Source organism: Mycolicibacterium parafortuitum, assembly GCF_010725485.1.
Taxonomy (GTDB): Bacteria; Actinomycetota; Actinomycetes; order Mycobacteriales; family Mycobacteriaceae; genus Mycobacterium.
The window spans coordinates 2,718,261-2,740,759 of the sequence record NZ_AP022598.1; the positions used below are offsets into that span (position 1 = coordinate 2,718,261).

Here is a 22,499-nt window from a genome sequence, read left to right on the forward strand (position 1 = left end):
GTCACATTCCTGGGAAGAGTTGGATGACGAGGTCGATGGCCTTGATGCCGAGGAACGGCGCGACGATGCCGCCGAGGCCGAAGACATAGAGGTTGCGGCTCAACAGTTTTGCCGCGCTGCTCGGTGTGTAGCGGACACCGCGCAGTGCCAGCGGGATCAGCGCGACGATGACGACGGCGTTGAAGATCACCGCGGACAGGATCGCCGACTGCGGGCTGTGCAACCGCATCACGTTGAGCAGTTCCAGCCCCGGGAACAGGCCGACGAACAGCGCCGGGATGATCGCGAAGTACTTCGCGATGTCGTTGGCGATGGAGAACGTCGTCAGCGCGCCGCGGGTGATCAGCAACTGCTTGCCGATCTCGACGATCTCGATGAGCTTGGTCGGGTCGGAGTCGAGATCGACCATGTTGCCGGCCTCTTTGGCCGCCGAGGTGCCGGTGTTCATCGCGACGCCGACGTCGGCCTGGGCCAGTGCGGGGGCGTCGTTGGTGCCGTCACCGGTCATCGCGACCAGGCGGCCGCCGGCCTGCTCCTTCTTGATCAGCGCCATCTTGTCCTCGGGCGTGGCCTCGGCGAGGAAGTCGTCGACGCCGGCCTCGTCGGCGATCGCCTTGGCGGTCAACGGGTTGTCGCCGGTGATCATCACCGTCCGGATGCCCATGCGGCGCATCTCGGCGAAACGTTCCCGCATGCCCTGCTTGACGACGTCCTTGAGATGGATGACCCCCAGCACCGTCGCGCGGCCGTCGCGCACCTCACCGACCGCCAGCGGGGTGCCGCCGGCGGCGGCGATAGCGTCGGCGATCTCGCCGAGTTCGCTTGGGACCGTGCCACCTTCGGCACGCACCCAGTCTGCGACCGCGCCGGTGGCACCCTTGCGTAGGCGCCGCCCGTCGACGTCGACACCCGACATCCGGGTGTTGGCACTGAACTCGATCCAGCTCGCGTGGTCGAGTTCGCCCGGGGTGCGGCCGCGAAACCCGAACTCCTGCTTGGCGAAGACGACGACCGACCGGCCCTCCGGGGTTTCGTCGGCGAGGCTGGACAGCTGGGCGGCGTCGGCGAGGGTTTCCGGCGGCACGCCGGCCAACGGCACGAATGCCGCCGCCTGGCGGTTGCCGAGGGTGATGGTGCCCGTCTTGTCCAGCAGCAGCGTGTTGACGTCGCCGGCCGCTTCGACGGCACGCCCGGACATGGCCAGCACGTTGCGCTGCACGAGGCGGTCCATGCCGGCGATGCCGATGGCGCTCAGCAGCGCACCGATGGTGGTCGGGATCAGGCACACCAGCAGCGAGACCATCACGATCCCGGAGATGCCGTCGACGTTGAGCGCCAAGCTGTTCGGCAACCCGGGGTTGTTCATCACCGAGTAGATCGCCAGCGGTTGCAGGGTCGCGACCGCGAACAGGAACACGATGGTCAGCGACGCCAGCAGGATGTTCAGCGCGATCTCGTTGGGGGTCTTCTGCCGGTTGGCGCCTTCGACGAGCGCGATCATCCGGTCGATGAAGCTCTCGCCGGGCTTCTGGGTGATCTTGACGACGATGCGGTCCGACAGCACGGTGGTGCCGCCGGTGACCGCGGACCGGTCGCCGCCGGATTCGCGGATGACGGGCGCGGATTCGCCGGTGATGGCCGACTCGTCGACCGACGCGATGCCGCCGATGACGTCGCCGTCGCCCGGGATGGTCTGCCCGGCCTCGACGACGACGATGTCGCCCAGCTGCAGCAGCGGCGCGGCGACCTGTTCCTCCCCGCCGGACGCGGTGAGCCTGCGCGCCAGCGTGTCGGTCTTGGCCTTGCGCAGCGAATCGGCCTGGGCCTTGCCGCGTCCCTCGGCGACCGCTTCGGCGAGGTTGGCGAACACGACGGTCAGCCACAGCCACACCACGATCAGCCACGCGAACCACGACGGGTCCAGCACGGCCAGCACGGTGCTCCAGGCCGCGCCGATCTCGACGATGAACATCACCGGGTTGCGCCACAGCGTGCGCGGGTTGAGCTTGGCGACCGCGTCGGGCAGCGACTTCCACAGCATGGCGGGTTCGAGCAGCCCGCCGCGGAGTTTGGTGGAACCTGCTGCGGCCGTGTGCTTTCGGTGGGCGTGTTCGACGGTGGTGAGGGTCATGAGTGGAGTCCTTCGGCGAGGGGCCCGAGGGCGAGCATGGGCAGGAAGGTCAGGGCGACCAGGATCAGCGTGACGCCGGCGACCATGCCGACGAACTGCGGGCGGTGCGTCGGCAGCGTGCCGACCGATTCCGGGGTCTTGCCCTGCCGGGCCAGCGCACCGGCCAGCGCCAGGGCGAAGATGATCGGCAGGAACCGGCCGAACAGCATCGCCAGCCCGAGAGCGGTGTTGTACCAGGGGGTGTTGACGGTGAGGCCGGCGAACGCCGACCCGTTGTTGTTGGCCGCCGAGGTGAACGCGTAGAGCACCTCGGAGAGCCCGTGTGGTCCGGTGTTGAGCATGCCGGCCCGCTGCTCGGGCAGCGCCATCGCCGCGGCGGTGCCGGTCAGCACGATCAGCGGGGTGATCAGGAAATACGTTGCGGCGAGCTTGATCTCGCGCGGGGTGATCTTCTTGCCCAGATATTCCGGGGTGCGTCCGACCATCAGGCCGGCGACGAAGACGGTGATGATCGCCAGGATCAGCATGCCGTAGAGGCCCGAACCCACCCCACCGGGCGCGACCTCGCCGAGCATCATGTTGAACATCGTCATCATGCCGCCGAGGCTGGTGTAGGAATCGTGGAACGAGTCCACCGCACCGGTCGAGGTGAGCGTGGTGGCCGCGGCGAACACCGCCGAATTGGCCACGCCGAAGCGCTGTTCCACACCTTCCATCGATGAGCCGACCGCCGTCGGGACGGTCCCGTGATGCTGGATCTGGAACGCCATCGTCAGGCTGACGCTGAGCACCGCGATGACCGACATCACGGCCACGATCGCGTAGCCCTGTTTCGGGCTGCCCACCATCCGGCCGAAGGTGCGCGGCAACGAGAACGCGATGACGGTGAGCAGAAAGATCTCCACCCAGTTGGTCCATGCGGTCGGGTTCTCGAACGGATGTGCCGAGTTGACGTTGAAGAAGCCGCCGCCGTTGGTGCCGAGCTCCTTGATCGCCTCCTGGCCGGCCACCGGCCCGCCGGGGATGGTCTGCGTGCCGCCGGCCAGTGTGGAGACGACCTGCTCGTGCAGGTGGAAGTTCTGGATGACGCCGCCGGCGATCAGGATGACGGCGCCGACGATCGCGATGGGCAGCAGGATCCGGAAGCTGCCGCGGATCAGGTCGACCCAGAAGTTGCCGAGCTCGGCACTGGTGTGGCGGGCGAGGCCGCGGACGAACGCGGCGGCGACCGCCATGCCGACGGCGGCGGAGACGAAGTTCTGCACCGTCAGCCCGGCCATCTGCACGAGATGGCCCTGTGTGGACTCCCCGGAGTAGGCCTGCCAGTTCGTGTTGGTCACGAAGCTCACGGCGGTGTTCCAGGCCAGCGCCGGGGTCATCTCGGTGCCGGGGTCCGGCAACGCCAGCGGCAGCCTGCCCTGCACCAGTTGCAGGACGAACAGGAACACCACGCTGACCGCCGAGAACGCGAGCACGCTGCGGGCGTAGCCACCCCAGGTCTGCTCGGCCTTCGGGTCGGCGCCGATCAGCCGGTACATCCCGCGCTCGACGCGCGAGTGACCCGGGGCGGTGTAGACGCGGTACATGTAATCGCCGAGTGGCACGTGCACCGCCGCCAGCGCGACGATGAGCGAGAGCACGAACAGTGTCCCCGCGACGTCGGCGCTCACTAGAACCTCTCCGGGAAGAACAGCGCCGCGAACAGGAACACGGCGATCAGGGCTGCCAGCGCGAGCCCGATCAGGTTCGGCGTCACAGGTTTTCCACCCACTTCTGGATGAGGCCGAACAGGGCGAAGATCGCCGCTGTCAGCACGAGGTAGATGACGGTCGTCACGTGGATCAGCTCTCCTGCGCTCATTGACACACCCGCCGGTGGTGGCGGGATGCGCAGGCCAACGTATGACCGGAAACAGGCGTGTGAGCAGGGCGTTGACGGTTTCTTGACGGTCGCCGGCACAGTTTTTACGGACCCCATGCGGGCGTCAGCGTGGCGTCAAAAGCTTGTAGGTGGCCGTGAAGGATCTGTATGGATCGACCCGCGTTGCCAGGGCACGCGCGTACACCGAATTCATGACGACTGTGGACGTTGCCCTGGCCCCCCGCCGGCTGGCGGCCTCGGTGCACGCGGTGCGCCGGATCCTGCCGATGGCGGGCTGCGCCATTCCGGCTGTGGCACTGCGTGATCCGATGGTGGCGGCGTGGGTGCGCGCGCACGGTCTTGCGGTGACCGCGTGCGGCCGCGAGGAACTGGAACTGGTGCGCGCGGCGGGGGTGCGCCCACTGCACGTCGTGCTGCGGTGCTGCCCGGTGTCGGAGACGATCCGCCGGGCGGCCGGGCTGGGTGTGGTGCGCTTCGTGGTGTCCAGCGACCGCCATGTCGATGCGCTGACCGCCTGCCCGCAGCCGTCGAAGTACGTCTACCTCGACGAGGCGGGACCGGCTGTGGCGGGGGAGCGACGCCTCGACATCGTCGGAATGCACTGCGACGTCGCCGATCCGGACGATCCGGAGCAGTGGGGGGTGGCGGCCGAGCGGCTGCTGGGCCGGATGGCGCAGATGCGGTCGTGGGGCGCGGAGCTGACCCGGATCAGTCTGGCGGGCGGGCCGGCGAGCGCGTGGTTGGCCGGTGACACGAGGGGACTCGGCGCGATCGCGGGCGCGGTCGACGATGCGCTCGACGACGGGTGCGCGCGGTGGCGGCTACCGCGACCGGCGGTGGTGCTGGCGCCGCTCGGCCGGTGACGTCGGCGGTCAGTCCTCGACGACGCCGGCTGCCTGCGCGCTGGTGACCATCTGTCCCCACGCGTGCTGGGCCGCGACGAACACGACCAGCGCGGTGATCAGCGCGAGGGACGAGACGGTCCAGTAGGCCCACGGGGCCACGTGGGCCGGCGAGGCCACCAGCATCATCGCCAGGCTCGCGGCGAACGCCAGCACGGCGGTCAGCCACGTTCGCTGCGTCTCGCGCGCAACAGCATCGCGGACCTGCGGGAACTCGACTGTGTGAGTCATGTTCATACGGTGAGCCGGGGTGCTGAAGACCTGCTCACCGTTGGCTGTGTGAATCCTTTGAAGTTCGGGTGGGAATGTTAAGCGGGCGGCAGCTCGTTGGTCATCGCCTGGTATCCGTGCGCGCTCGCGCGCTGTAGCCCGGCACGCACCAGCCCCATGATGAGCCCTTGGAGCGCCGCGGCCAGGATGACGGTCTTGGTCGACTGCGTCAGATCCTTCGGGTCCGGCGGCTCCGCGTCGTTGTCACCGATGCGTTTCCAGATCTGACCGAAGATCGCCCCGGCGAGCAGTCCTCCGCCCACCCCGGTGGCCACCGACAGCGGCGTGTACAGCGATCTGGCGATCTTGCTCATGGTCACTCCTTGGTCACTACACCGTGCGCGTCGGGAGATGCCTACCCGTGTCGCGCCTGGCCAAACGCGCCCCGGGGCGGACGCGCCGGTGGGAGGATCGGTCGATGGGCCCTGGTCAACCGCCCCGTCGCAACGAGACCGAGACCGAACGCCTGGACCGCAACTGGGCCAGCCTGCTGCAGGAACTGCGGGTCGTGCAGACCGGGGTGCAGCTGCTCACCGGCTTCTTGTTGACCCTGCCGTTCCAGCAGCGTTTCGACATCCTCGACGACGGCATGCAGGTGGTGTATCTGGTGACGGTGTGCGCCGCGGTCGGGTCCACCGTGCTGCTGATCGCGCCGGTGGCGATGCACCGGTTGCTGTTCCGCAGACATCGGCTGGCCGTGCTGGTGGCGGCTTCGCATCGGTGCGCGTACGCGGGGCTGCTGCTGCTTGCGGTGGCCCTGACCGGGATGACGGTGATCATCTTCGACGCGGTCGCGGGTCTGTGGGCGGCGGTGATCGCCGGCGGGTGCGCGCTGGTGCTGTTCGTGATGTTCTGGTGGGCGCTGCCGATCTCGATGCGCACCGGGCCTCAGCAGGCAGCCGCACCGTAGTTTCGCCGGGGGACCGCCGGGTACGCCGGACGCCGTGACTCACGAGCAAACCCCCGCAGCCCCCGACGTGACCCCTGACGGTGTGATCCCGTATCCGGGCGAGACCGACCAGATGTCCGACCGTCCGCGTGACGAGATGCGCGACTATCAGGGCACCGGCCTGCTCACCGGGAAGAAGGCGCTCATCACCGGCGGGGATTCTGGTATCGGCAGAGCCGTGGCCGTCGCGTTCGCCAAGGAGGGCGCCGACGTCTCCATCGCGTACCTGGAGGAGAAAACCGATGCCGCACATACGCTGTCGCTGATCGAGGCAGCCGGCCGGCGCGGCGTCGAATTCCCCGGTGACCTCGCCGACCCCGAACACTGCCGCCGCGTCGTCGACGAGACCGCCCAACAGCTCGGCGGGCTCGACATCGTCGTCAACAACGTCGCATTCCAGTCGCCGGCCACCGACCTCACCGAGATCTCGGACGCCCAGTGGCGACGCACCTTCGCGGTGAACATCGACAGCTTCTTCCACGTCACGAAAGCCGCGCTGCGTCACCTGCCCGACGGTGCCGCGATCATCAACACCGGGTCCATCAACGGGCTGCGCGGCAACAAGACCCTGATCGACTACTCGGCGACCAAGGGTGCGGTCATCGCGCTGACGTACTCGCTGGCGCAGTCACTGGCCGAGCGCGGGATCCGGGTCAACTGCGTCGCGCCGGGACCGGTGTGGACCCCGCTGATCCCGGCGACGATGGATGCGGAGAAGGTCGAGTCGTTCGGCGAGCAGGTGCCGATGGGCCGCGCCGCGCAGCCCGACGAGATCGCGCCGTCCTACGTGTTCTTCGCGGCGTCGCGGATGTCGTCGTACTACAGCGGTGAGGTGCTGGCCCCGATCGGTGGCGAGACGCTGCCGGGCTGAGGGTGTCTCACCCGCGGTGGTAGGTCAGGAACAGGTACCCGTCGGCGCCGACGAGCACCCGTCCCAACCGCAGCGCGGTCGGGGCGGCGATGGCCGACGGTGCGCCGCTGCCCACCGGTTGGCTGCCGGCCAGCCTCGGGGCGAGGGTCACGCAGAGTTCGTCGACGAGGTCGAGCGCGACGAGTTCGTCGAGCAGCGTCGGCCCGCCCTCGCACAGGATGCGCTGCAGGCCCTGTTCGCGGAGTTGGTGGATCGCACCGCCGACGTCGACGGTGTCGGTGCCGGAAACGATGACCCGGCAACCGGTTTCCCGCGCGGCGCTGGTGCTTGCGCTGCCGGTGATCAGGATCGGCGGGGTCGGCCCGCCGAACATGCTCTCGGGTAGCCGGCCGGACCGCGACACGACCGCCAGCGGCGGCGGGTCGTCACCCAGGCCCAGTTCGCGACGATGCGCGCGGTGTTCCGGACGCAGCCGCACCGGGCCGTAGCCTTCGGCGCGCGCGGTTCCGGCGCCGACGAGAACCACGTCGGCGTAGGCGCGCAACGCCAACAGCAGCGCATAGTCAGCCGGAGACGACAGCGGTCCTGCCCGCCCGGCGAACGCCGCGGCGCCGTCGGCGCTGAAGATCATGTTGACCCGCACCCCGGCGGGCGCCGGCCGGTAGCCGTGGTCCTCCACGGCGGCGCCGGCGGGCAGGGTCCGCACGTCGGTCATGCGTCGTGGCCCGGCTCGATGTCGCGGACGTCGGAGAACGTGATCAGGTCACCGAGCTCGTCGGGAGCGCTGCCGTCGACGGGCTCCAGAAGATGGGCGACGTGGTCGCCGACGTCGAACCGGCGGACCACCCGCCCGGCGAACCAGGCCGCCGCGTCGTCGAGGACGGGCAGGCCGTGCGGTCCTTCATGCCAGGCGCATTCGGCGAACTTATCCGTCGAGTCACCGGTGGTGCTGCCGAACAACCTCGCCACGGACAGCGCGTCGCGCGGCAGGACGTGCACGGCGAGGTGCTCGGTGTCCTGGGCCACGGTGTAGGTGTGGTTCTTGCGGGACAGGCCGACCAGGAAACGCGGCGGGTTGATGCTGGTCTGTGAGGTGAATCCGACCAGGCAGCCTGACCTGCGGTCGCCGACGGCGGTGGTCACCACGAACATCGGATAGTCGAGCAGGGACACCAGGCCTTCGAATGCGGCACTGCCGCCGTGTTGTTCGCCCACTGCGACCTCCTTCGACTCGACCTCCTTCGACCAAGTCCTCATTGCCGTTTCTGATCTTGACCAAACGGCGCGACGTTTGGGGGGCCTGTCACAGGGTAGTGACGGGCCCATGAAGGCTGTGACATGGCATGGGCGCAGGGATGTACGCGTCGACACTGTTCCGGATCCGAGGATCGAGGAGCCCACCGACGCGATCATCGAGGTCACGTCCACCAACATCTGCGGTTCGGACCTGCATCTGTACGAGGTTCTCGGCGCGTTCATGAACGAGGGGGACGTCCTCGGCCACGAGCCGATGGGCATCGTGCGTGAGGTGGGTTCGGAGGTGACGAACCTGTCGGTCGGCGACCGGGTGGTCATCCCGTTCCAGATCTCGTGCGGCCACTGCTTCATGTGCGACCAGTTGCTCTACACCCAGTGCGAGACGACCCAGGTGCGTGAGCAGGGGATGGGTGCGGCGCTGTTCGGCTATTCGGAGCTCTACGGTTCGGTGCCCGGCGGGCAGGCCCAGTACCTGCGGGTCCCGCAAGCTCAGTTCACCCACATCAAAGTGCCTGAGGGGCCGCCGGATTCGCGGTTCGTATACCTGTCTGATGTGCTGCCCACGGCGTGGCAGTCGGTGGTCTACGCCGACATCCCGAAGGGCGGCACCGTCACCGTCCTCGGTCTCGGCCCGATCGGGGACATGGCGGCCAGGATCGCCCAGCATCTCGGATATCAGGTGTTCGCCGTCGATCTCGTGCCGGAGCGGCTCGACCGGGCGACCGCACGCGGCATCCACACCATCGACGCGTCCAACGTCGACGGCTCGGTCGGCGACGAGGTGCGCAGGCTGACCGGCGGCCGCGGCAGCGACGCCGTGATCGACGCGGTCGGGATGGAGGCGCACGGGTCGCCGGTGACACACGCCGTTCAGGCGGCGACGGCGTTCCTGCCCGATGCGATCGCCAAGCCCATGATGCAGAAGGCCGGCATCGACCGCCTCGGCGCGCTGTACTCGGCGATCGACTGTGTGCGGCGCGGCGGAACGCTGTCGCTGATCGGTGTCTACGGCGGGATGGCCGACCCGATCCCGATGCTGACGTTGTTCGACAAGCAGATTCAGCTGCGGATGGGTCAGGCGAACGTCAAGCGGTGGGTCGACGACATCATGCCGCTGCTGACCGACTCGGATCCGCTCGGGGTGGACACGTTCGCCACGCACGTGCTGCCGCTGGACGAGGCGCCGCACGCCTACGACATCTTCCAGAAGAAGAAGGACGGTGCGGTGAAGGTGATCCTGCAGCCGTAAGGACCTCGTAATGGTGAGCGGCACAGCGGAACCGGGTATTCCACCGGCATCGTCCACGGTTCCGGAAGGTGCTCATCGTGCGGCTGACCCGAAGCAAACTGAATTCGCCGGGCATCGTCCGGAAGCGGCGCGGTAAGGGATTCGCGTACTACGGTCCCGACGGCGAACTGCTCGCCGACCCCGACACCGCGCAGCGGATCAAGGACCTCGTCATCCCGCCGGCGTGGAAGAACGTCTGGATCAGCCCGTCACCCAACGGACACATCCAGGCCGTCGGCACCGATGTCGCCGGACGGCGCCAGTACCTGTACCACGAGCGGTGGCAGCAGGAACGCGCCGAGGAGAAGTTCGACCGCGTGCTCGCGCTGTCGCAGCGGCTTCCGGAGTGGCGCAAGCAGATCGCGGCGGATCTGTCGCGGCGCGGACTCGAGCGCGAACGGGTGCTGGCCTTGGCGCTGCAGCTGCTCGACCGCGGTTACTTCCGGGCCGGGGGCGAGCAGTCGGCGGAAGAGTTCGAACACTACGGTCTGGCCACCTTGCTGTGCGAGCACGTGACGCTGCGCAACGGGGCGGTGGTGTTCGACTATCCCGCCAAGAGCGGCGTGCAGCGCAATGTGGAGATCGAGGATCCGGAAGTGGTGCGCGCGGTCCGCTCGTTGATGCGGCGGGGTGAGCGCACAGAACGGCTGCTGGTGTGCCGGGGTGGCGCGGACGGAAGTTGGGTGGACGTGCGCGCCGACGACCTCAACGCGCGATTCAAGGAACTCGTCGGTGAGGAGTTCACCGTCAAGGATCTGCGTACCTGGCACGGGACGGTGCTGGCGGCCGCCGCGTTCGCCGACGCGAAGGCGCCGACATCGAAGACACGGGTGAAGCGGGAGGTCTCCGCGGTCATGAAGGAGGTCTCGGCCGAGTTGGGGAACACCCCGGCGGTGGCGCGCACGTCGTACGTGGACCCGCGGGTGGTGGACGGTTACGCCAACGGGCTGACGATCGCGTCCGCTGTGCGACGCGCCACCAAGGTCGATGAGCCCGACGAGGCGCAGGCCATCCTGGAGAAGGCGACCCGGATGCTGATCCGGCGGGTCGCACGGGGCTGAGGCTGTTTGGTTGCCGGAGCACCGGGAAACCTCCTCCTACCGCATACGACAGGAGGTTGATGTTCTATGCCGAACTCGTCGATCAAGAACGAGAAGATGTACGAGGAGCTGCGTGATCAGGGCAACTCGAAGGAGAAAGCGGCGCGCATCTCGAACGCCGCGGCCGGGCAGGGCAAGTCGACGGTGGGTCGCCGCGGCGGCAAATCCGGGTCCTATGACGACTGGACGGTCGGCGACCTGAAGCAGCGCGCCAAGGAGCTCGGGATGTCGGGGTACTCGCACCTGACCAAGGACGAGTTGATCGACAAGCTGCGCAACCACTGAGGTTGCGCGGGCTGCGCGCTCAGTCGTCGCTGCGGGCCTCCGCGCCCGACTCGCCGGCATCGAAATCGTCGTCAGAGCTGGAACGTCCGACGTAGGGGCCGTCGGACGGATCGTCGTTACCCTCTGAAGCCCGTGATCCTGCGACCTTGGTGTCTTCTTCGGTATCGGCTTCGGCCTTCTCGTCACGGGGGTTGCTCATGGCCTGACAGATGCCCTCGCGGTGGACTTTCAAACGGTTCGTGCACATGACGGACGTATGACGTGACGGCGCTCCCAGTTTGGGTGGGTAGGGCCCGGGTATTTCGGCCCCATGGCTCAAGATTCGGAATCGCTGCGCGCGGTGGGTCTCGTCTGCAGCCTGAAGCCGAGCCCGGCGGAGTCCAGCAGCGCGCTGATGACTGACCACGTCTTCGAGCAGCTGCGTGCCCAAGGCGTCGAATGCGAGGCCGTTCGCTGCGCCGACTACGACATCGCGCCCGGGGTCGAGGCGGACATGGGATCAGGTGACCAGTGGCCGCAGATTCGCGAAAAGGTCCTTGCTGCAGACATTCTGGTGCTCAGCTCACCCATCTGGCTCGGGCATCCCGCGTCGGTCACCCAGCGGGTGCTGGAGCGCCTCGACGCCGAGTTGTCCAACACCGACGATGAGGGCCGGCCGGTGATGGTCGGAAAGGTCGCGTTGGTCAGCGTCGTCGGCAACGAGGACGGCGCGCACAAGGTGGTCGCCGACCTGTTCCAGGCGCTCAACGACGTCGGGTACAGCATTCCCGCGCAAGGGTGCACGTACTGGAACGGCCCGGCGATGGAATCGGGTGACTACAAAGACCTCGACCAGGTGCCCGAACAGATCGCGTCGGCGACCGCGGCCGCCGCCCGCAACGCCGCGCATCTGGCGCGGGTGCTCAAACGGTCGCAATACCAGCCCTATCAGTGATGACGACCCGTCAGCGAAAGGAGCATCATGCCTGACACGTCACATGACCCGGTCGACCACGCCCGGACCACCCGCCAGCATGCCGGCGAAACGATGAAGGCCGGGGTCAACGCCCCGGGCCTGATCGCCGTAGGCCTCGGTGTCCTGAGCCTCGTGCTCGGACTGTTTTCGTTCGCCAACGGCACCGCTGCGGCGGGGATCATCGGCGTCGTGCTGGCTGTGCTGCTCATCGGTGGTGGGCTGTTCTGGCTCAACCGCGCGCACCACAAGGTGCAGGAGAAGCAGGTGGAGTGGCACAGGGACAATCCCGACGCCACCTACGAACCGCCGACCAGCTAGCCCGGCACACAGACCGATCGGTAAGGAAGGGCCCCGCCCACGGCGGGGCCCTTCTGCTGTGGCTGGGGCGCGTCGGTCGGGCCGCCCCCGCCCGGCGGGGCGATCGGCCGTGTCCCGCAACGTCACCGAGGGCCGGGCGTCTCGGTTGAGGGGTGGCTCCACCTGGTGGGTCGTCGCCTTTCAGTGCCTGTCAAGCGGCAGCCTGGCAAAGTACCTGGGAGAATCGCCGGCAAGGGTAGTTTTGGCAAACGCAAAAAGTTCCGTTGCCAGACTGCTTACCAGGGGAAAGTGAGGGGGCGCGCTCGCTGGGGCTATGAAGAATCCGTGCCTCGTTGGGGCTCGGCCGGTATAGACTCGCGGAATGGCAGAGCCCTGGTATCAGGCACCCGAGACCCGCCGTGAGAATTCGATGGACCTGCGACGCAGAATTCAGGTCATCGGCGTCCTGGTGCTGATGGTGCTGACGTTCGTGTTGGTCGTCTACACGTTGCTGACCACGCCGTAGCGCTGGCGGTCGATCGCCCGGCTGGTAGTTCGAAAAGTGTTCGCGCGCAAAGGTGATGCTTAGGTGGGTCGCGACCCGCGGACGGTGCCCACAGCACGGCTCGGGCCGAGGGCGTGTAGAGGTAATCAGAGCAGGCCGTAGCGGGGACGACGCGCCACCGGTACGCCAGGTTTCGCCGTCGGGCTGAGGCACGCTAGATTCCTGCCCGGGTGTTCTCGCCCCCATAGCCCAATTGGCAGAGGCAGCGGACTTAAAATCCGCCAAGTGTGAGTTCGAGTCTCACTGGGGGCACCGAGAAACACCAGCTAGATGCGGTTTCCTGCCCTTAGGCTGTCTAACGTGTGAGTTCTGTTGTGCACTCGTTGTGCATAGATGGCGGGTCGGTCGCGCACGCATCGCTGCACAGCAAACAGGACATGTCACCCTGCGTCGATACGGTGCGCCGCATGTCGACAACCGTTGTTGTGCTCCTGGCGTTCTACGGGATTGCCGCCCTGCTTGAGATCGCGGGGATTGTCTTGACGGTCAGCACGTATATCGAATTTGAGAACGGATTGGGCAAGGTGCATCAACCCGAGACCCGCTGGCAGGCGGTACGCGGCCCGGTGCTGATCGGGGCGGGCGTGCTTGTCGGTCTCGGCGGCAACGTGGCGTCGCTGTTCGTCTAACCCGAGCGCGACGTGGCATGGTTGTGGTTCCGGGGACTTGTCAGAGGGTGCTGACACGATGTCGACATGAGCGAATCAGAGAGTTCCGACGAACAAGCCCCTGCCGATAGCAGCATTGAATTCTTCGAAAGCCTTCAGCAAGGGTTCGATTACTACGGCGCGCCCGACCGGCTGTTGCAGCAGCTCGTAGATTCCGCCAACGGCGGTGGGATGGGGACCGGCATACCCCTGACCCTGTATCTCCACGGCGCAACTATCGCTGGCTACCTTCAGAGCGAGCAGGATTTCCTGCGCGGGATCGCAGACGTGTACCGCGAAGGCTGGACGAACGCCACTGCGGACGGGGAGCTGCCCGAGGCTGCGGACGAATACGCCAAGAGCGTGTTCGAAAATCGAGCTGATGAAGCGGACGCCGAGATTGAAGCCGATAGTCGAGCTTTCGATGAGCACGGAACGAAGACCGCGCGTTGGGTCATCGCTCGTCAGATCCAGTTGAAGGACGTGTATTACACAGTCCCAGGCGCGGCCTCGATCAGGCACCCCCACGCGCGTGTTCGCATGGACCAAGTCGTCGGTTGGACACTCGGAGTGACGACCTGGACCTAGACCTTCGCCGCCAACTGTGCTTCCAGCTCGCGCACGCGTGCGACGAGCGCGCGGATGACGTCCTTCTCGCAGTAGTAGATCGGCCAGCCTGTCGCCGCGTCGCGCTCGTCGCCTGACATGAAGCTCAATAGCTGATTGAGGTTGTATTCGCCGCCGTCGCGAGTGGGGACGATCGCTACCAGCTTGCGGCCCTCACCCCGGCACGTATTAAGCGCGTGCTCCAGCGCCGTCAGCGTTAGGTCGTCAGTCGGAAACATCAACCGCCCTGCCCACTGTGCTGGGCGCTGCCGCTATCGCCGGGCGCACCCGGCAGTTCGCCTAGGCCGTGTTGCTGCGCATGGGCCTCGGCCAGCGCAGCGGCCTCGACGGCGCTCGGGTCGGTCTCGGGTCGGCGGGTCTGCACCATCGCCGCCGCGAGCCGCCGCGAGCGGAACTCCTGCACACTTTGCGTCGCCGCGTCGCGCCGGTCTGCCAGCGCTTGCCGTAGCCGTTTCTGCGTAACCGGATCGGCGCTGCGACGCCCAGTCACCGGATTGCGCCGGGCGGGACGCCGCTTCACTGGTCTTCGCCTTCGGTCGGCAGGCCGACTGCAGCACGGGCCGCTGCGATCTCCCGAGCCATCGACGCCATCGCGGTGTCGAGTGCGGCGTCGTGGCAGTGTTCGACATCTCCCAGATGTAGACGAACATGCCGACCTGCTGCGGGACCAGTAGCGTCCGACCGCCGCAGATCCGGGGCTTGCGCCGGAGGTCGCAGCGATCCAAGGCGACAGTGCCGAACCGGAAGCGGGCGAGGAACTGTTGTCCGATACTGGCGAGAGGGTCGGTGGGTTCGACGTATTGCGCGCCTTCGTTGGTGTGCACGAGCGCGTTCCAGAAGAGATCGGACAGTCGGACGACAGGCTTGCCGTCGCGCACGAACACGTCGGCGGGAAAGTCGGTCTCGATTGCGCCGTCTGTGTCCTGTGCCGGGATGTCGGACAGCACGTAGACCTCCGCCTCGCCTCGGTCACGTCCGATGCGAACACGACGACAACGTCGTCGGGCTTGCTCAAGTCGATGTGCGACGGCCCCTCGGTCGGCTTCAATCGAACAGGGCCGGTTGGGTATTGGCGACACGACCCGCCCGAACCCATGAGGGGTTGAAGGCGTTGTCGATGTGGCCGGTCAGTGCGTGCTCGAAATCGCGTATCGCCGTGCTGATCTGATCGGGATTGGGCATGTCTACTCGTGGCATTGGTTTTTCCTTTCAAGCGGGACAGCACCCGCACCGTTGCCCGCCCTGCCGACGACGGGCACGGTTATTCCGCTGCGGCAGCAGGCCAACTAGAGGTGTCGCGAAATCAATTCCGCAACAGTCTGATTAGTCCAATTGTCGTCGTCGGGCATTATCTCGCGCTTAGTCACGTACTTGGTCACGACGATTTCCACTGAGTTCGTAGCCTCGTCTAGATACTTCGTCCACTCGCTATCCGACGACAATACGTAGACCGCTCCTGTTTGTGCGCGACCGAACGTGAGTTCTTCTCGCGGTAGCCACATGCCAGAAGTAAGGACGAAGACGACACCAGCGGCCATCACCGCGAACAGGTAGACCGGCACGATTGCCTGGAAGAGCGTGGTAAATCGGTGCTTGCTATCGCCGCCCATGTAGAGACCTAGCCACGTAGTGCAGATGACAAGCGTGGTTACGAACAGGATTGAGGGCATCGTTGCGACGCTGAGCGCGGTGACGAGGAGCCCCAACGCAATTGCGCCGCCCAGACGGGTAAGCGCATTCGCGAGCGCAGGGTTCATCGGATCGTTCGCTCTCATTCGGCGGCAGCTCGATAATTCAGTCAGCGCGACTGATAGGCACAGAAACGCCAACACGACCAACGCGAATGGCAGAACCGTGGCGAGGAATATTGCCGTGATGTTCAAGTTCTGCACGAGCGAGCGCAGCGTGTTGGGGTCGCCCTTGGCAGCTATGAGGATCTGCAAGGCGACGAGCGATGCCGGGACCAGACCGAGCAACCAGTACATGCGCTCGGGTGTCCACGCCTTTGCGCTCTTGAGTTCGCGTTCGAACGCTTTCGCCTTGTATTCGGCGGCTTGGACGCGCATCGTCGCTTGGCCGGGCAGCTCTTTGAACGTTGCGTTCATCTTCGCGACGTCCTCGGTCGGCTGCGGCTTCCTGCGCATACGGCCACGGTATCGAATCTGTGTGACACAAGAATGGGCGTAGCGGCTATCAGGGGACGCGTGTCGTTATCGGTGTCCAAGGGTGCTCGCCGACTGTCGCGTTGCCGTCGCTGTCGACCGCGATGCCCCGGACTGAGGTGTGGCCGATCTCCGCTCGCTTAAGGCGGATCTTAGCCTTTCGCGTGCGCCTCCACCTCGGCGCGATCGTGGCCCAGTTCGCCGGAGGCTCGCCGCCATTTTGGAACCAGTCGGGTGCCAGAAACACGTCCTCCGCAAACGCGTTCAACTCTTCGCCGTGCGCCTTAATCTCGGCGCGTTCGGCGCGCATTGCGTCCTCCACCTGTAGCCAGAACCACTTGAAGAACTCCCGCACCGACACGGTGTACCGCTGATAGATCGGCAGCAAGTCAACGGAATCCCCTGCAGCCTTGAGGTATTCGCGAACAGGCGCAGAGAGCCGGTCCCATTCGAGTAATGGCTTGGTGGAGAGCATGAACCGCAGTTCGCCGAGCGGAATCTGGGTGGACCAGTAGGTCGTCGCGTCTAGCTTGGGCAGGAACTTGTGTTGCGCATAGTTCCGAAGGTCGACGATCAGCTTCGCCTCAATCTCAACGAAAAGCTCAAGCCGCTTCTCTGTGTACGGCCCTTGTTCGAACTCTGACGGGTCGCGGCCGACTTTGGGCCACACGTCGCGCAAGATGGCGCGCTGGCCGGAGATGAGCGCAGAGGCGGCACCTAGCGCATTCAGCAACAGCCGAGACAGTTCGACCGTGAACGGGTCGCCCACATCGGGATCCAGCGGGGGCTTCTGACCCGACTGGAATATCGCAGGATAGCGACTCAAGTGGTTCTGCAGTTCGGTGGTGTTCCCTCCGAACGCGTACGACGCGAAGTTGAGCATGCGCACCTGTTCCGCCAGCTCGTAGCCGCGCGTGGCCTTCAAGATCTGCTCGCGCTCCTTGAACTCGGCAATCCACGGGTTCTTCCACGTGAAGCCAGCGTCCGATTCAACCCCGTCGTCCGTCCCCTCCATGTGGACCATTCTCCCAGCCGCGCCCCTGCGGCACGACGCATTTTCGGTTTGGTGCCTGGGGCAGCAAACATCTGCTGCGGGTAGTTCCGTTGCGCATTCGTTGTGCAACCCTGAGGGGGTTAGCCCTGAAAGGGTGTCGCCTGGTCCGGTAGCTGAACGCGGCCAGATATGCGCTCTAGCTGGGGATCTGACCAGTCGTAGGGTTGCTTAGCCGCAGGTCGAAATAGCCGCCTGCAGGTTCTTAAAATCCGCCAAGTGTCGGTTCGAGTCCGACTGGGGGCACCGAAACAGTCTCTGTCGCCAGAATGCCCCGACGCGATCCCTACTCACTCACCCGAATGAGTACCTTGCCGGTCACCCCGTTCTCGACCGCGTCGTGGGCGGCCGCGGTGTCCTCGAGCGAAAAGTAGTGCACGGGAAGCCCGTTGCTCTCGCCGACACCCATCGCTCCGTCGCGGACCGCCGCGGCCACATCCTCGCGACCGTGCGCCAGCGCGTCGGCACCGACGGTGTAGAGGACCAGGAACTGATACCGGGCGTTGACCCACATGTTCGACATGACGTCGAGCTCCACACTCCCGCCACCGTCGTTGGCGTAGATCGCGATCGTCGCCCGGTTCGACACCACGGCCGCATCGAGTGCGGCGTTGGCCGCCGGTGCGACCTCGACGACGATGTCGACCCCGTCGGGCGCGATAGCGCGGATCGCCGCCACGGTGTCACCGGCTTTGTAGTTCACGATGTGGTCGGCACCCGCCGCGGCGGCCAGCGCCTCCTTCTCGGGCGTGCTGACCGTGGTGATCACGCGGGCACCAGCCCACCGAGCCAATTGGATGGCGGCATGACCGACCGCACCGGCACCACCGGCGACGAGCACCGTCGCTCCGGCCAGCGCTCCGGGCCGCAGCCGCGACGGCCACCCCTCCGCGACCGTCAGCGCCCGGTGCGCGGTGACCGCCGGCACCCCGAGGCTCGCCCCGACATCGAAGCCGACGTCGTCGGGCAGCCGGACCACCGAGGCGACGGGCAGCACGACGTACTCCTGCGCCGTACCGTCGGGCCGCTGGAGCTGGGCCATGAAAACCCACACCCGATCACCGACCGCCAGGTCGGAGACGCCGTCGCCGACGGCGTCCACCACTCCGGCGCCGTCGTGGTGGGGCACGATTTCGGGGAAGTCCAGTTCTTGGCCGGGGCCCGCACCCTTGCGGTGCTTCCAGTCGGTGGGATTGACCCCGGACACCACGATCCGCACTCGCACCTGGCCGGCCCCCGGCTCGGGAACCTCCCGGTCTCGCAGCTGCAGGACCGAACTGTCGCCGGTGCGGGAGTAGGTGATCGCCTTCATAGGACGGACAACGCGAGGCACGGCACCAGATGTTCCTGACGCCTCGACCGCATCACCGGGCGACCGGGGCTGGACTCCCGACAGACTGCTCTTCCTGACTGGCCGTCATCACCCACCGGATCCCGCCGACGAGCACCTGTCCGGCGGCCCGCACCGCCGTCGCCTCCAGGGGCGGGAAGTACGGCAGCCACAACGGTTTTCGTGCCCACACCGGCAGCATCGCGACCGCGGTCGCAGACAGCACTCCGTACGGTGCGCGTGCCGCCAACGGCAGCGGCGGCGTCAACAACAAAAACCGGGCGGCATCGCGGGCGGCTGCGGTACCGCGCAGCTCCGGCCGGTAGGCGGTGATCCGCTCGCGCAACTCGCCCTCGGTGCGGGGAGGATCAGGCACACCCAAAGCCGTTGCGACGCGGGCGGTGTCGGCGACGTACCCGTCCCGGCCGGCCTGGTCGAGAGGCTGTGCCCCGTACCGCTGGTGCGCCAGCAGGAAGCTGTCGATCTCGGCGATGTGCACCCATTCGAGAAGGTGGGGATCGCCGGCTTCATACGGTGTGCCGTCCGGCGCCACCCCGCGCACCCGGCGGTGGATGCCGCGCACCTTGTCGACGGCCCGCTGCGCCTCGGCGTCGGGCCCGAACGTCGTCACCGCGAGGAACGTACTGGTGCGCTGCAGACGTCCCCACGGGTCGGCGCGGTAGTCGGAGTGCTCGGCGACGCCGGCCATCGCCAACGGATGCAGGGATTGCAGCAGCAGCGCCCGAAGTCCTCCGACGAACATCGACGCGTCGCCGTGCACTCGGCGGATCGGTCGATCCTCGGCAAACCATCGAGGTCCCGGAGTGCCGTGGATACGTACTCGGTTGTCCGGCCCGTCGGGGCCGGCCACCATTCCGAACACCGCGCGGCCCAAGGCGCTCCTGATCGCCGCCACTTCCCGCGCCAACACCATGCTCTCGACGGTACGTGGCCCGCCGGAAAAGCGAGCGCGGGCGGGCTTGGTCGGCGTAAACACCACGGCGGCGGACGAGAAGACTCGGCACGCGCGGGTGGCTCCCGTGGTCGGCCAGGTCGTGAGGCGCGGGGCGGCCAACTCGTCGCGTCCTGTCACGATCGCCAAGAGGCCGGTGATGCCCTCGGCCGATACCTAGACTCCGAGAATGCGTATGCCACGCCGAATCGCCGAGTTCAACAAGCGGGTCACCAACCCGGCGGCGCGCGCGATCACGCCGTGGCTTCCGAACCTCGGGACGCTGGAGCACGTCGGGCGCAAGTCCGGCAAGCGATATCGGACACCTCTATTGGTGTTCGACACCCAGGACGGTTACGCCTTCCTCATCGGCTACGGCCCACAGACGAACTGGGTGAAGAACGTGCTGGCCGGCGGTCCGACGGTGCTGCACAAGCGGGGACAGGCCGTCGCGCTCGTCAACCCACGGGTGGTGAGCAAGGCCGAAGCCGCAGACCTCGTGATGCCCGGTTCCCGGGTGCTCTACCGCGCGTTTCCCTACAACGAGGCAGTCCTTCTGCTGACGACCGCTGATTCCGCGGGCTGAACCTCGCGACGCCTTCAGTCGCTCAGCGACGTCGGCGCGACGGGGAAATCGAAGTACGTGTCGGGAAATGTCTCGGGCTTGAAGGTGAAGTGCCACCACTCGTATTCGTAGTTCTGCAGGCCCTGCCGTTCGAGACCGTCCTTGAGTAGCAGCCGATTCTTCAACTGCTCGCCCTGCACCCGGGGGTCCAGGGTGTGCGAGAGGGTGTCGAAGCAGTCGTAGCCGGTGCCCATGTCGATGCTGTTGTCGGGGAAGCGTTCGGGCTGCGGTGCCGCACAGTCCACCAGCGGTTGGCCAGGCTCATAGGGTGCGGTGGGTGCCGCCGGCAGGCGGACCAGGGTCAGGTCCACGGTATCGCCTCGGCTGTGCCCGGACTTGTCGGCGATGTAGCCGTCGTCGAACAGCCGCGACTTGTCCACTCGCGGATAGAACTCTGCTTTCATTCGCTGATCGGTCAGATCAGCTGCCCAGGTGACGAATTCGTTCACGGCGCGCTGCGGGCGATAACAGTCGTAGATCTTCAGGGAATAGCCCTCTGCCAGGAACTGCTGCTGCGCGCGGTGCAGCGCCTCGGCGGCAGGACGGGTGAGAATGCACATCGGTGTCTGGTACCCGTCGACCGGTTCGCCGGTGAAGTTGTGGGGTGTGGCGTAGCGAATGTCCAGCAGGATCGTGGAATCGACATCGCTGAGCGAGACGAACTCCGGTGGTGCGGTCGGCTCCGGTTGCGCCGCGGCGCCCGGCCCGGTCGCAACGGTCGCCAGGAACGCAGCCGCGGCCACAGCGGCCGCCTTCAGCAGGAAAGGCATCCGTCTATTTCAACACCGACCCGTCGACGCCGCAGGATGACCCCGGCCATCGGGCCATGCAAACTCCTTGCCGGATAACCAGGCCGAATCTCAGCCACTGCGGCGCAGTGGCGCCGTCCCCATAATCGGGAGATGGCGACTCTCGGCCGCAGACTGGTTCTACTGACGGTGACCGCACTGCTGACAGTCGCAGCCCTCACCGGGGTGGACGCGCGCGCTGAGCAGCCCGGTGAGCCGTCGATACGGGTCACCGCCGCCGTCGACGTCGTGGGCGATGTCGACGTACCCAGGACATGGACGCTCGACGAACTGCGAACCCTGGCTCCCCACACCGAGACCGTGACGTTCCAGACCCACACCGGACCCGAGACACACACCTATGCCGGAGGCCTTCTCGACGCGGTGCTCGCCGCGTCCCGGCCGCGCGGCGACAACAGCCAGACCAACCCGCTGCTGTCGGTCGCGGTTCTGGTCACCGGCGCCGACGGATACACCGCGGCGCTGTCCTGGGGCGAGAGCAGTCCCACCGTGTCGCCGAGACCCGCGATGCTCGCCCTCGTCGAGGACGGCAACGTCCTGGACCGGCCACGGCTCGTCCTTCCTACCGACCTCGCCGGTGGCCGGCAGGTCAGGGACGTCGTGACACTGCGTGTTGTGAACCTCGCGGCACCGGTGGCCTGAATCCACAGATTCGTCTCAGCTACCGCGTCCGCCTCGGAGTTACCGTCGATGACCGTGGGGATTCAGGGCAGCGCGAGGTAACCGGCACATCATGTTCCGCCGCCAAAACTACTTCAGCGCCGCGGTCATCGGGGTCGCTGTCGGCGTCGTGGCGGCCGTCGCACTCGGTGTTTCCTTCTACTTGTTGACTGATTGGCTCGACGAGTCCATGCGCGCCGACTGCATCCGCGACATCGCCGAACCGTTCCCGGCTGTGAAACTCACCGACGAGGCACGCCTCGCCAAATACCTCACGCAGCTCGTGGGCATGGACTAGGAGACGGGCCAGACCGAAAGCAGCTGTGGTCCGTGGTCGCCGGTCAATGGGTCGCCGGTGACAACCCGTAACGGCGCACGACGTCGTCGAGCCAGTCGGGGGTGGCGTAGGTCAGCCCGTACTTCGCGGCGAGTTCGGCGAATTCGGCCGACTCGTGCAGCGGGCCACCCGGCCGGGACCCGGAGACACCGGAGGTGAGGAGCTCACCCAACTCCCGGAAGTAGTTCTCGAATCCGTTGCCGGGAGTGATGACTTCGAGGATCCGGCCCGGTTCGCGTCCCGCGTTCCACATCGCGTGAAGCTGGCCGCGCGGTTTGGTGATGACGCCGCCGGGTCCGAGCACGACCTCGTCGTCGTCGGATCGGAAGCCGATCTCCCCGGTAAGCACGTAGGAGTGCTCGTCCTCGCGGGTGTGTCGATGCGCCGCGGTGATCGCGCCGACCGGGAACGGGTGCTCGACAATCGACACCAGCCCGCCGGTCGTCATGCTGGTCAATTTCAGGATGGCGCCGAACCCGGGGATGGGCACGACGTCGCCCTCCCCGGGCGCGACGACGGTCAGCACCGCGTCAGGTGTGGTGGGCATG

General features: G+C 66.7%; 32 protein-coding genes and 1 tRNA gene. 15 read left to right on the forward strand and 18 right to left on the reverse strand.

The genetic code is table 11. The features are described 5' to 3' along the window. Position 1: 1 nt before the first annotated feature. Genes kdpB through NTM_RS28960 form a run of 4 tightly spaced genes read right to left on the reverse strand, consistent with a single transcriptional unit; the run spans position 2 to position 3,991 of the window. The gene (gene kdpB, locus NTM_RS13030) at positions 2–2,131 is read right to left on the reverse strand and encodes a potassium-transporting ATPase subunit KdpB (RefSeq protein ID WP_163766526.1); all 2,130 of its coding nucleotides are present in this window, start codon (positions 2,129–2,131) and stop codon (positions 2–4) included. After that, positions 2,128–3,801 (reverse strand): potassium-transporting ATPase subunit KdpA, encoded by a 1,674-nt coding sequence (gene kdpA, locus NTM_RS13035; protein WP_163766527.1) that lies wholly within the window; start codon positions 3,799–3,801, stop codon positions 2,128–2,130. The genes kdpB and kdpA overlap by 4 nt, the downstream gene beginning before the upstream one ends. Beyond that, positions 3,801–3,902 (reverse strand): potassium-transporting ATPase subunit F, encoded by a 102-nt coding sequence (locus NTM_RS28825; protein ID WP_110781761.1) that lies wholly within the window; start codon positions 3,900–3,902, stop codon positions 3,801–3,803. Before NTM_RS28825 ends, kdpA begins: the two co-directional genes overlap by 1 nt. Beyond that, positions 3,884–3,991: a potassium-transporting ATPase gene (locus tag NTM_RS28960; RefSeq protein ID WP_104864105.1), complete on the reverse strand. Its 108-nt coding sequence runs from the start codon at positions 3,989–3,991 to the stop codon at positions 3,884–3,886. The genes NTM_RS28825 and NTM_RS28960 overlap by 19 nt, the downstream gene beginning before the upstream one ends. A 212-nt stretch (positions 3,992–4,203) precedes the next feature. On the opposite strand from NTM_RS28960, the gene NTM_RS13045 reads away from it, so the two are divergent. Further along, on the forward strand, positions 4,204–4,875 hold the full coding sequence (locus NTM_RS13045; RefSeq protein WP_163766528.1) for a type III PLP-dependent enzyme domain-containing protein: 672 nt from the start codon (positions 4,204–4,206) through the stop codon (positions 4,873–4,875). Positions 4,876–4,884: 9 nt separating this feature from the next. Here NTM_RS13045 and NTM_RS13050 read toward each other — a convergent pair whose 3' ends face one another. Next, a complete protein-coding gene (locus NTM_RS13050) occupies positions 4,885–5,145 on the reverse strand; it encodes a hypothetical protein (RefSeq protein ID WP_104864244.1) in 261 nt (86 codons plus the stop codon). Positions 5,146–5,222: 77 nt separating this feature from the next. Further along, positions 5,223–5,498, reverse strand: coding sequence for a DUF4235 domain-containing protein (locus NTM_RS13055; protein ID WP_104864243.1), 276 nt, complete (start codon positions 5,496–5,498; stop codon positions 5,223–5,225). Positions 5,499–5,602: 104 nt separating this feature from the next. Between NTM_RS13055 and NTM_RS13060 the strand changes: the two genes are divergently transcribed. After that, positions 5,603–6,094 carry a DUF6328 family protein gene (locus NTM_RS13060; RefSeq protein ID WP_163766529.1) on the forward strand — a complete coding sequence of 164 codons (492 nt, stop codon included), beginning with the start codon at positions 5,603–5,605 and terminating at the stop codon, positions 6,092–6,094. A gap of 112 nt (positions 6,095–6,206) precedes the next feature. Continuing rightward, positions 6,207–7,004, forward strand: a complete 798-nt coding sequence (locus NTM_RS13065; protein WP_163769471.1) for an SDR family oxidoreductase — start codon at positions 6,207–6,209, stop codon at positions 7,002–7,004. A gap of 7 nt (positions 7,005–7,011) precedes the next feature. Here NTM_RS13065 and NTM_RS13070 read toward each other — a convergent pair whose 3' ends face one another. Together NTM_RS13070 and NTM_RS13075 are read right to left on the reverse strand one after the other, a co-directional pair. Further along, positions 7,012–7,719, reverse strand: coding sequence for a pyrimidine reductase family protein (locus tag NTM_RS13070; RefSeq protein ID WP_163766530.1), 708 nt, complete (start codon positions 7,717–7,719; stop codon positions 7,012–7,014). After that, a complete protein-coding gene (locus NTM_RS13075) occupies positions 7,716–8,156 on the reverse strand; it encodes a flavin reductase family protein (RefSeq protein WP_232079924.1) in 441 nt (146 codons plus the stop codon). Before NTM_RS13075 ends, NTM_RS13070 begins: the two co-directional genes overlap by 4 nt. Positions 8,157–8,328: 172 nt before the next feature. Between NTM_RS13075 and NTM_RS13080 the strand changes: the two genes are divergently transcribed. The 3 genes from NTM_RS13080 (at position 8,329) to NTM_RS13090 (ending at position 10,934) form a co-directional block, all read left to right on the forward strand. Next, positions 8,329–9,510: a zinc-dependent alcohol dehydrogenase gene (locus NTM_RS13080; RefSeq protein WP_163766532.1), complete on the forward strand. Its 1,182-nt coding sequence runs from the start codon at positions 8,329–8,331 to the stop codon at positions 9,508–9,510. 77 nt (positions 9,511–9,587) lie between these two features. Continuing rightward, complete coding sequence (locus tag NTM_RS13085) at positions 9,588–10,610, forward strand: DNA topoisomerase IB (protein ID WP_163766533.1); 1,023 nt, start codon at positions 9,588–9,590, stop codon at positions 10,608–10,610. 66 nt (positions 10,611–10,676) lie between these two features. After that, complete coding sequence (locus tag NTM_RS13090) at positions 10,677–10,934, forward strand: DUF7218 family protein (protein ID WP_104864100.1); 258 nt, start codon at positions 10,677–10,679, stop codon at positions 10,932–10,934. 19 nt (positions 10,935–10,953) lie between these two features. On the opposite strand, the gene NTM_RS13095 is transcribed toward NTM_RS13090, so the two are convergent. Continuing rightward, positions 10,954–11,133, reverse strand: coding sequence for a hypothetical protein (locus NTM_RS13095; RefSeq protein WP_104864099.1), 180 nt, complete (start codon positions 11,131–11,133; stop codon positions 10,954–10,956). Positions 11,134–11,244: 111 nt separating this feature from the next. On the opposite strand from NTM_RS13095, the gene NTM_RS13100 reads away from it, so the two are divergent. The 6 genes from NTM_RS13100 to NTM_RS13125 all read left to right on the forward strand — a co-directional run bounded on the left by NTM_RS13100 (position 11,245) and on the right by NTM_RS13125 (position 13,986). After that, positions 11,245–11,868 carry a flavodoxin family protein gene (locus tag NTM_RS13100; RefSeq protein WP_104864098.1) on the forward strand — a complete coding sequence of 208 codons (624 nt, stop codon included), beginning with the start codon at positions 11,245–11,247 and terminating at the stop codon, positions 11,866–11,868. Positions 11,869–11,895: 27 nt separating this feature from the next. Continuing rightward, positions 11,896–12,207 carry an EGFR-like transmembrane domain-containing protein gene (locus NTM_RS13105; RefSeq protein WP_163766534.1) on the forward strand — a complete coding sequence of 104 codons (312 nt, stop codon included), beginning with the start codon at positions 11,896–11,898 and terminating at the stop codon, positions 12,205–12,207. Positions 12,208–12,568: 361 nt separating this feature from the next. Continuing rightward, the gene (locus NTM_RS13110; RefSeq protein ID WP_161499477.1) at positions 12,569–12,712 is read left to right on the forward strand and encodes a hypothetical protein; all 144 of its coding nucleotides are present in this window, start codon (positions 12,569–12,571) and stop codon (positions 12,710–12,712) included. Positions 12,713–12,929: 217 nt separating this feature from the next. After that, a tRNA-Leu gene (locus tag NTM_RS13115) sits at positions 12,930–13,003 on the forward strand. A 155-nt stretch (positions 13,004–13,158) separates the two neighbouring features. Next, positions 13,159–13,380 (forward strand): hypothetical protein, encoded by a 222-nt coding sequence (locus NTM_RS13120; protein WP_163766535.1) that lies wholly within the window; start codon positions 13,159–13,161, stop codon positions 13,378–13,380. 66 nt (positions 13,381–13,446) lie between these two features. After that, positions 13,447–13,986, forward strand: coding sequence for a GvpU-like protein (locus NTM_RS13125; protein ID WP_163766536.1), 540 nt, complete (start codon positions 13,447–13,449; stop codon positions 13,984–13,986). Here NTM_RS13125 and NTM_RS13130 read toward each other — a convergent pair. The 7 genes from NTM_RS13130 to NTM_RS13160 form a co-directional block, all read right to left on the reverse strand. Beyond that, entirely contained in the window at positions 13,983–14,243 is a 261-nt protein-coding gene (locus NTM_RS13130; protein WP_163766537.1) for a hypothetical protein, read from the reverse strand. The genes NTM_RS13125 and NTM_RS13130 overlap by 4 nt on opposite strands. Then, positions 14,243–14,545, reverse strand: coding sequence for a hypothetical protein (locus NTM_RS13135; protein ID WP_163766538.1), 303 nt, complete (start codon positions 14,543–14,545; stop codon positions 14,243–14,245). The genes NTM_RS13130 and NTM_RS13135 overlap by 1 nt, the downstream gene beginning before the upstream one ends. Before the next feature lie 524 nt (positions 14,546–15,069). Further along, complete coding sequence (locus NTM_RS13140) at positions 15,070–15,207, reverse strand: hypothetical protein (protein WP_163766539.1); 138 nt, start codon at positions 15,205–15,207, stop codon at positions 15,070–15,072. Positions 15,208–15,311: 104 nt separating this feature from the next. Next, positions 15,312–16,169, reverse strand: coding sequence for a hypothetical protein (locus NTM_RS13145; RefSeq protein ID WP_163766540.1), 858 nt, complete (start codon positions 16,167–16,169; stop codon positions 15,312–15,314). A 49-nt stretch (positions 16,170–16,218) separates the two neighbouring features. Next, positions 16,219–17,202 carry a hypothetical protein gene (locus tag NTM_RS13150; RefSeq protein ID WP_163766541.1) on the reverse strand — a complete coding sequence of 328 codons (984 nt, stop codon included), beginning with the start codon at positions 17,200–17,202 and terminating at the stop codon, positions 16,219–16,221. Positions 17,203–17,524: 322 nt separating this feature from the next. Beyond that, a complete protein-coding gene (locus NTM_RS13155; protein WP_163766542.1) occupies positions 17,525–18,550 on the reverse strand; it encodes an NADPH:quinone reductase in 1,026 nt (341 codons plus the stop codon). Between the two features lie 52 nt (positions 18,551–18,602). Beyond that, complete coding sequence (locus NTM_RS13160) at positions 18,603–19,502, reverse strand: oxygenase MpaB family protein (RefSeq protein ID WP_179963929.1); 900 nt, start codon at positions 19,500–19,502, stop codon at positions 18,603–18,605. 208 nt (positions 19,503–19,710) lie between these two features. Between NTM_RS13160 and NTM_RS13165 the strand changes: the two genes are divergently transcribed. Next, on the forward strand, positions 19,711–20,106 hold the full coding sequence (locus tag NTM_RS13165) for a nitroreductase family deazaflavin-dependent oxidoreductase (protein WP_163766543.1): 396 nt from the start codon (positions 19,711–19,713) through the stop codon (positions 20,104–20,106). 14 nt (positions 20,107–20,120) lie between these two features. Here NTM_RS13165 and NTM_RS13170 read toward each other — a convergent pair whose 3' ends face one another. Continuing rightward, positions 20,121–20,915: a M15 family metallopeptidase gene (locus tag NTM_RS13170; RefSeq protein WP_163766544.1), complete on the reverse strand. Its 795-nt coding sequence runs from the start codon at positions 20,913–20,915 to the stop codon at positions 20,121–20,123. A 132-nt stretch (positions 20,916–21,047) separates the two neighbouring features. On the opposite strand from NTM_RS13170, the gene NTM_RS13175 reads away from it, so the two are divergent. Together NTM_RS13175 and NTM_RS13180 are read left to right on the forward strand one after the other, a co-directional pair. After that, a complete protein-coding gene (locus NTM_RS13175) occupies positions 21,048–21,596 on the forward strand; it encodes a molybdopterin-binding protein (RefSeq protein ID WP_163766545.1) in 549 nt (182 codons plus the stop codon). A gap of 91 nt (positions 21,597–21,687) precedes the next feature. Next, on the forward strand, positions 21,688–21,912 hold the full coding sequence (locus NTM_RS13180; RefSeq protein WP_163766546.1) for a hypothetical protein: 225 nt from the start codon (positions 21,688–21,690) through the stop codon (positions 21,910–21,912). Between the two features lie 43 nt (positions 21,913–21,955). On the opposite strand, the gene NTM_RS13185 is transcribed toward NTM_RS13180, so the two are convergent. After that, entirely contained in the window at positions 21,956–22,498 is a 543-nt protein-coding gene (locus NTM_RS13185) for a cupin domain-containing protein (protein ID WP_163766547.1), read from the reverse strand. Between the last annotated feature and the right edge of the window lies 1 nt (position 22,499).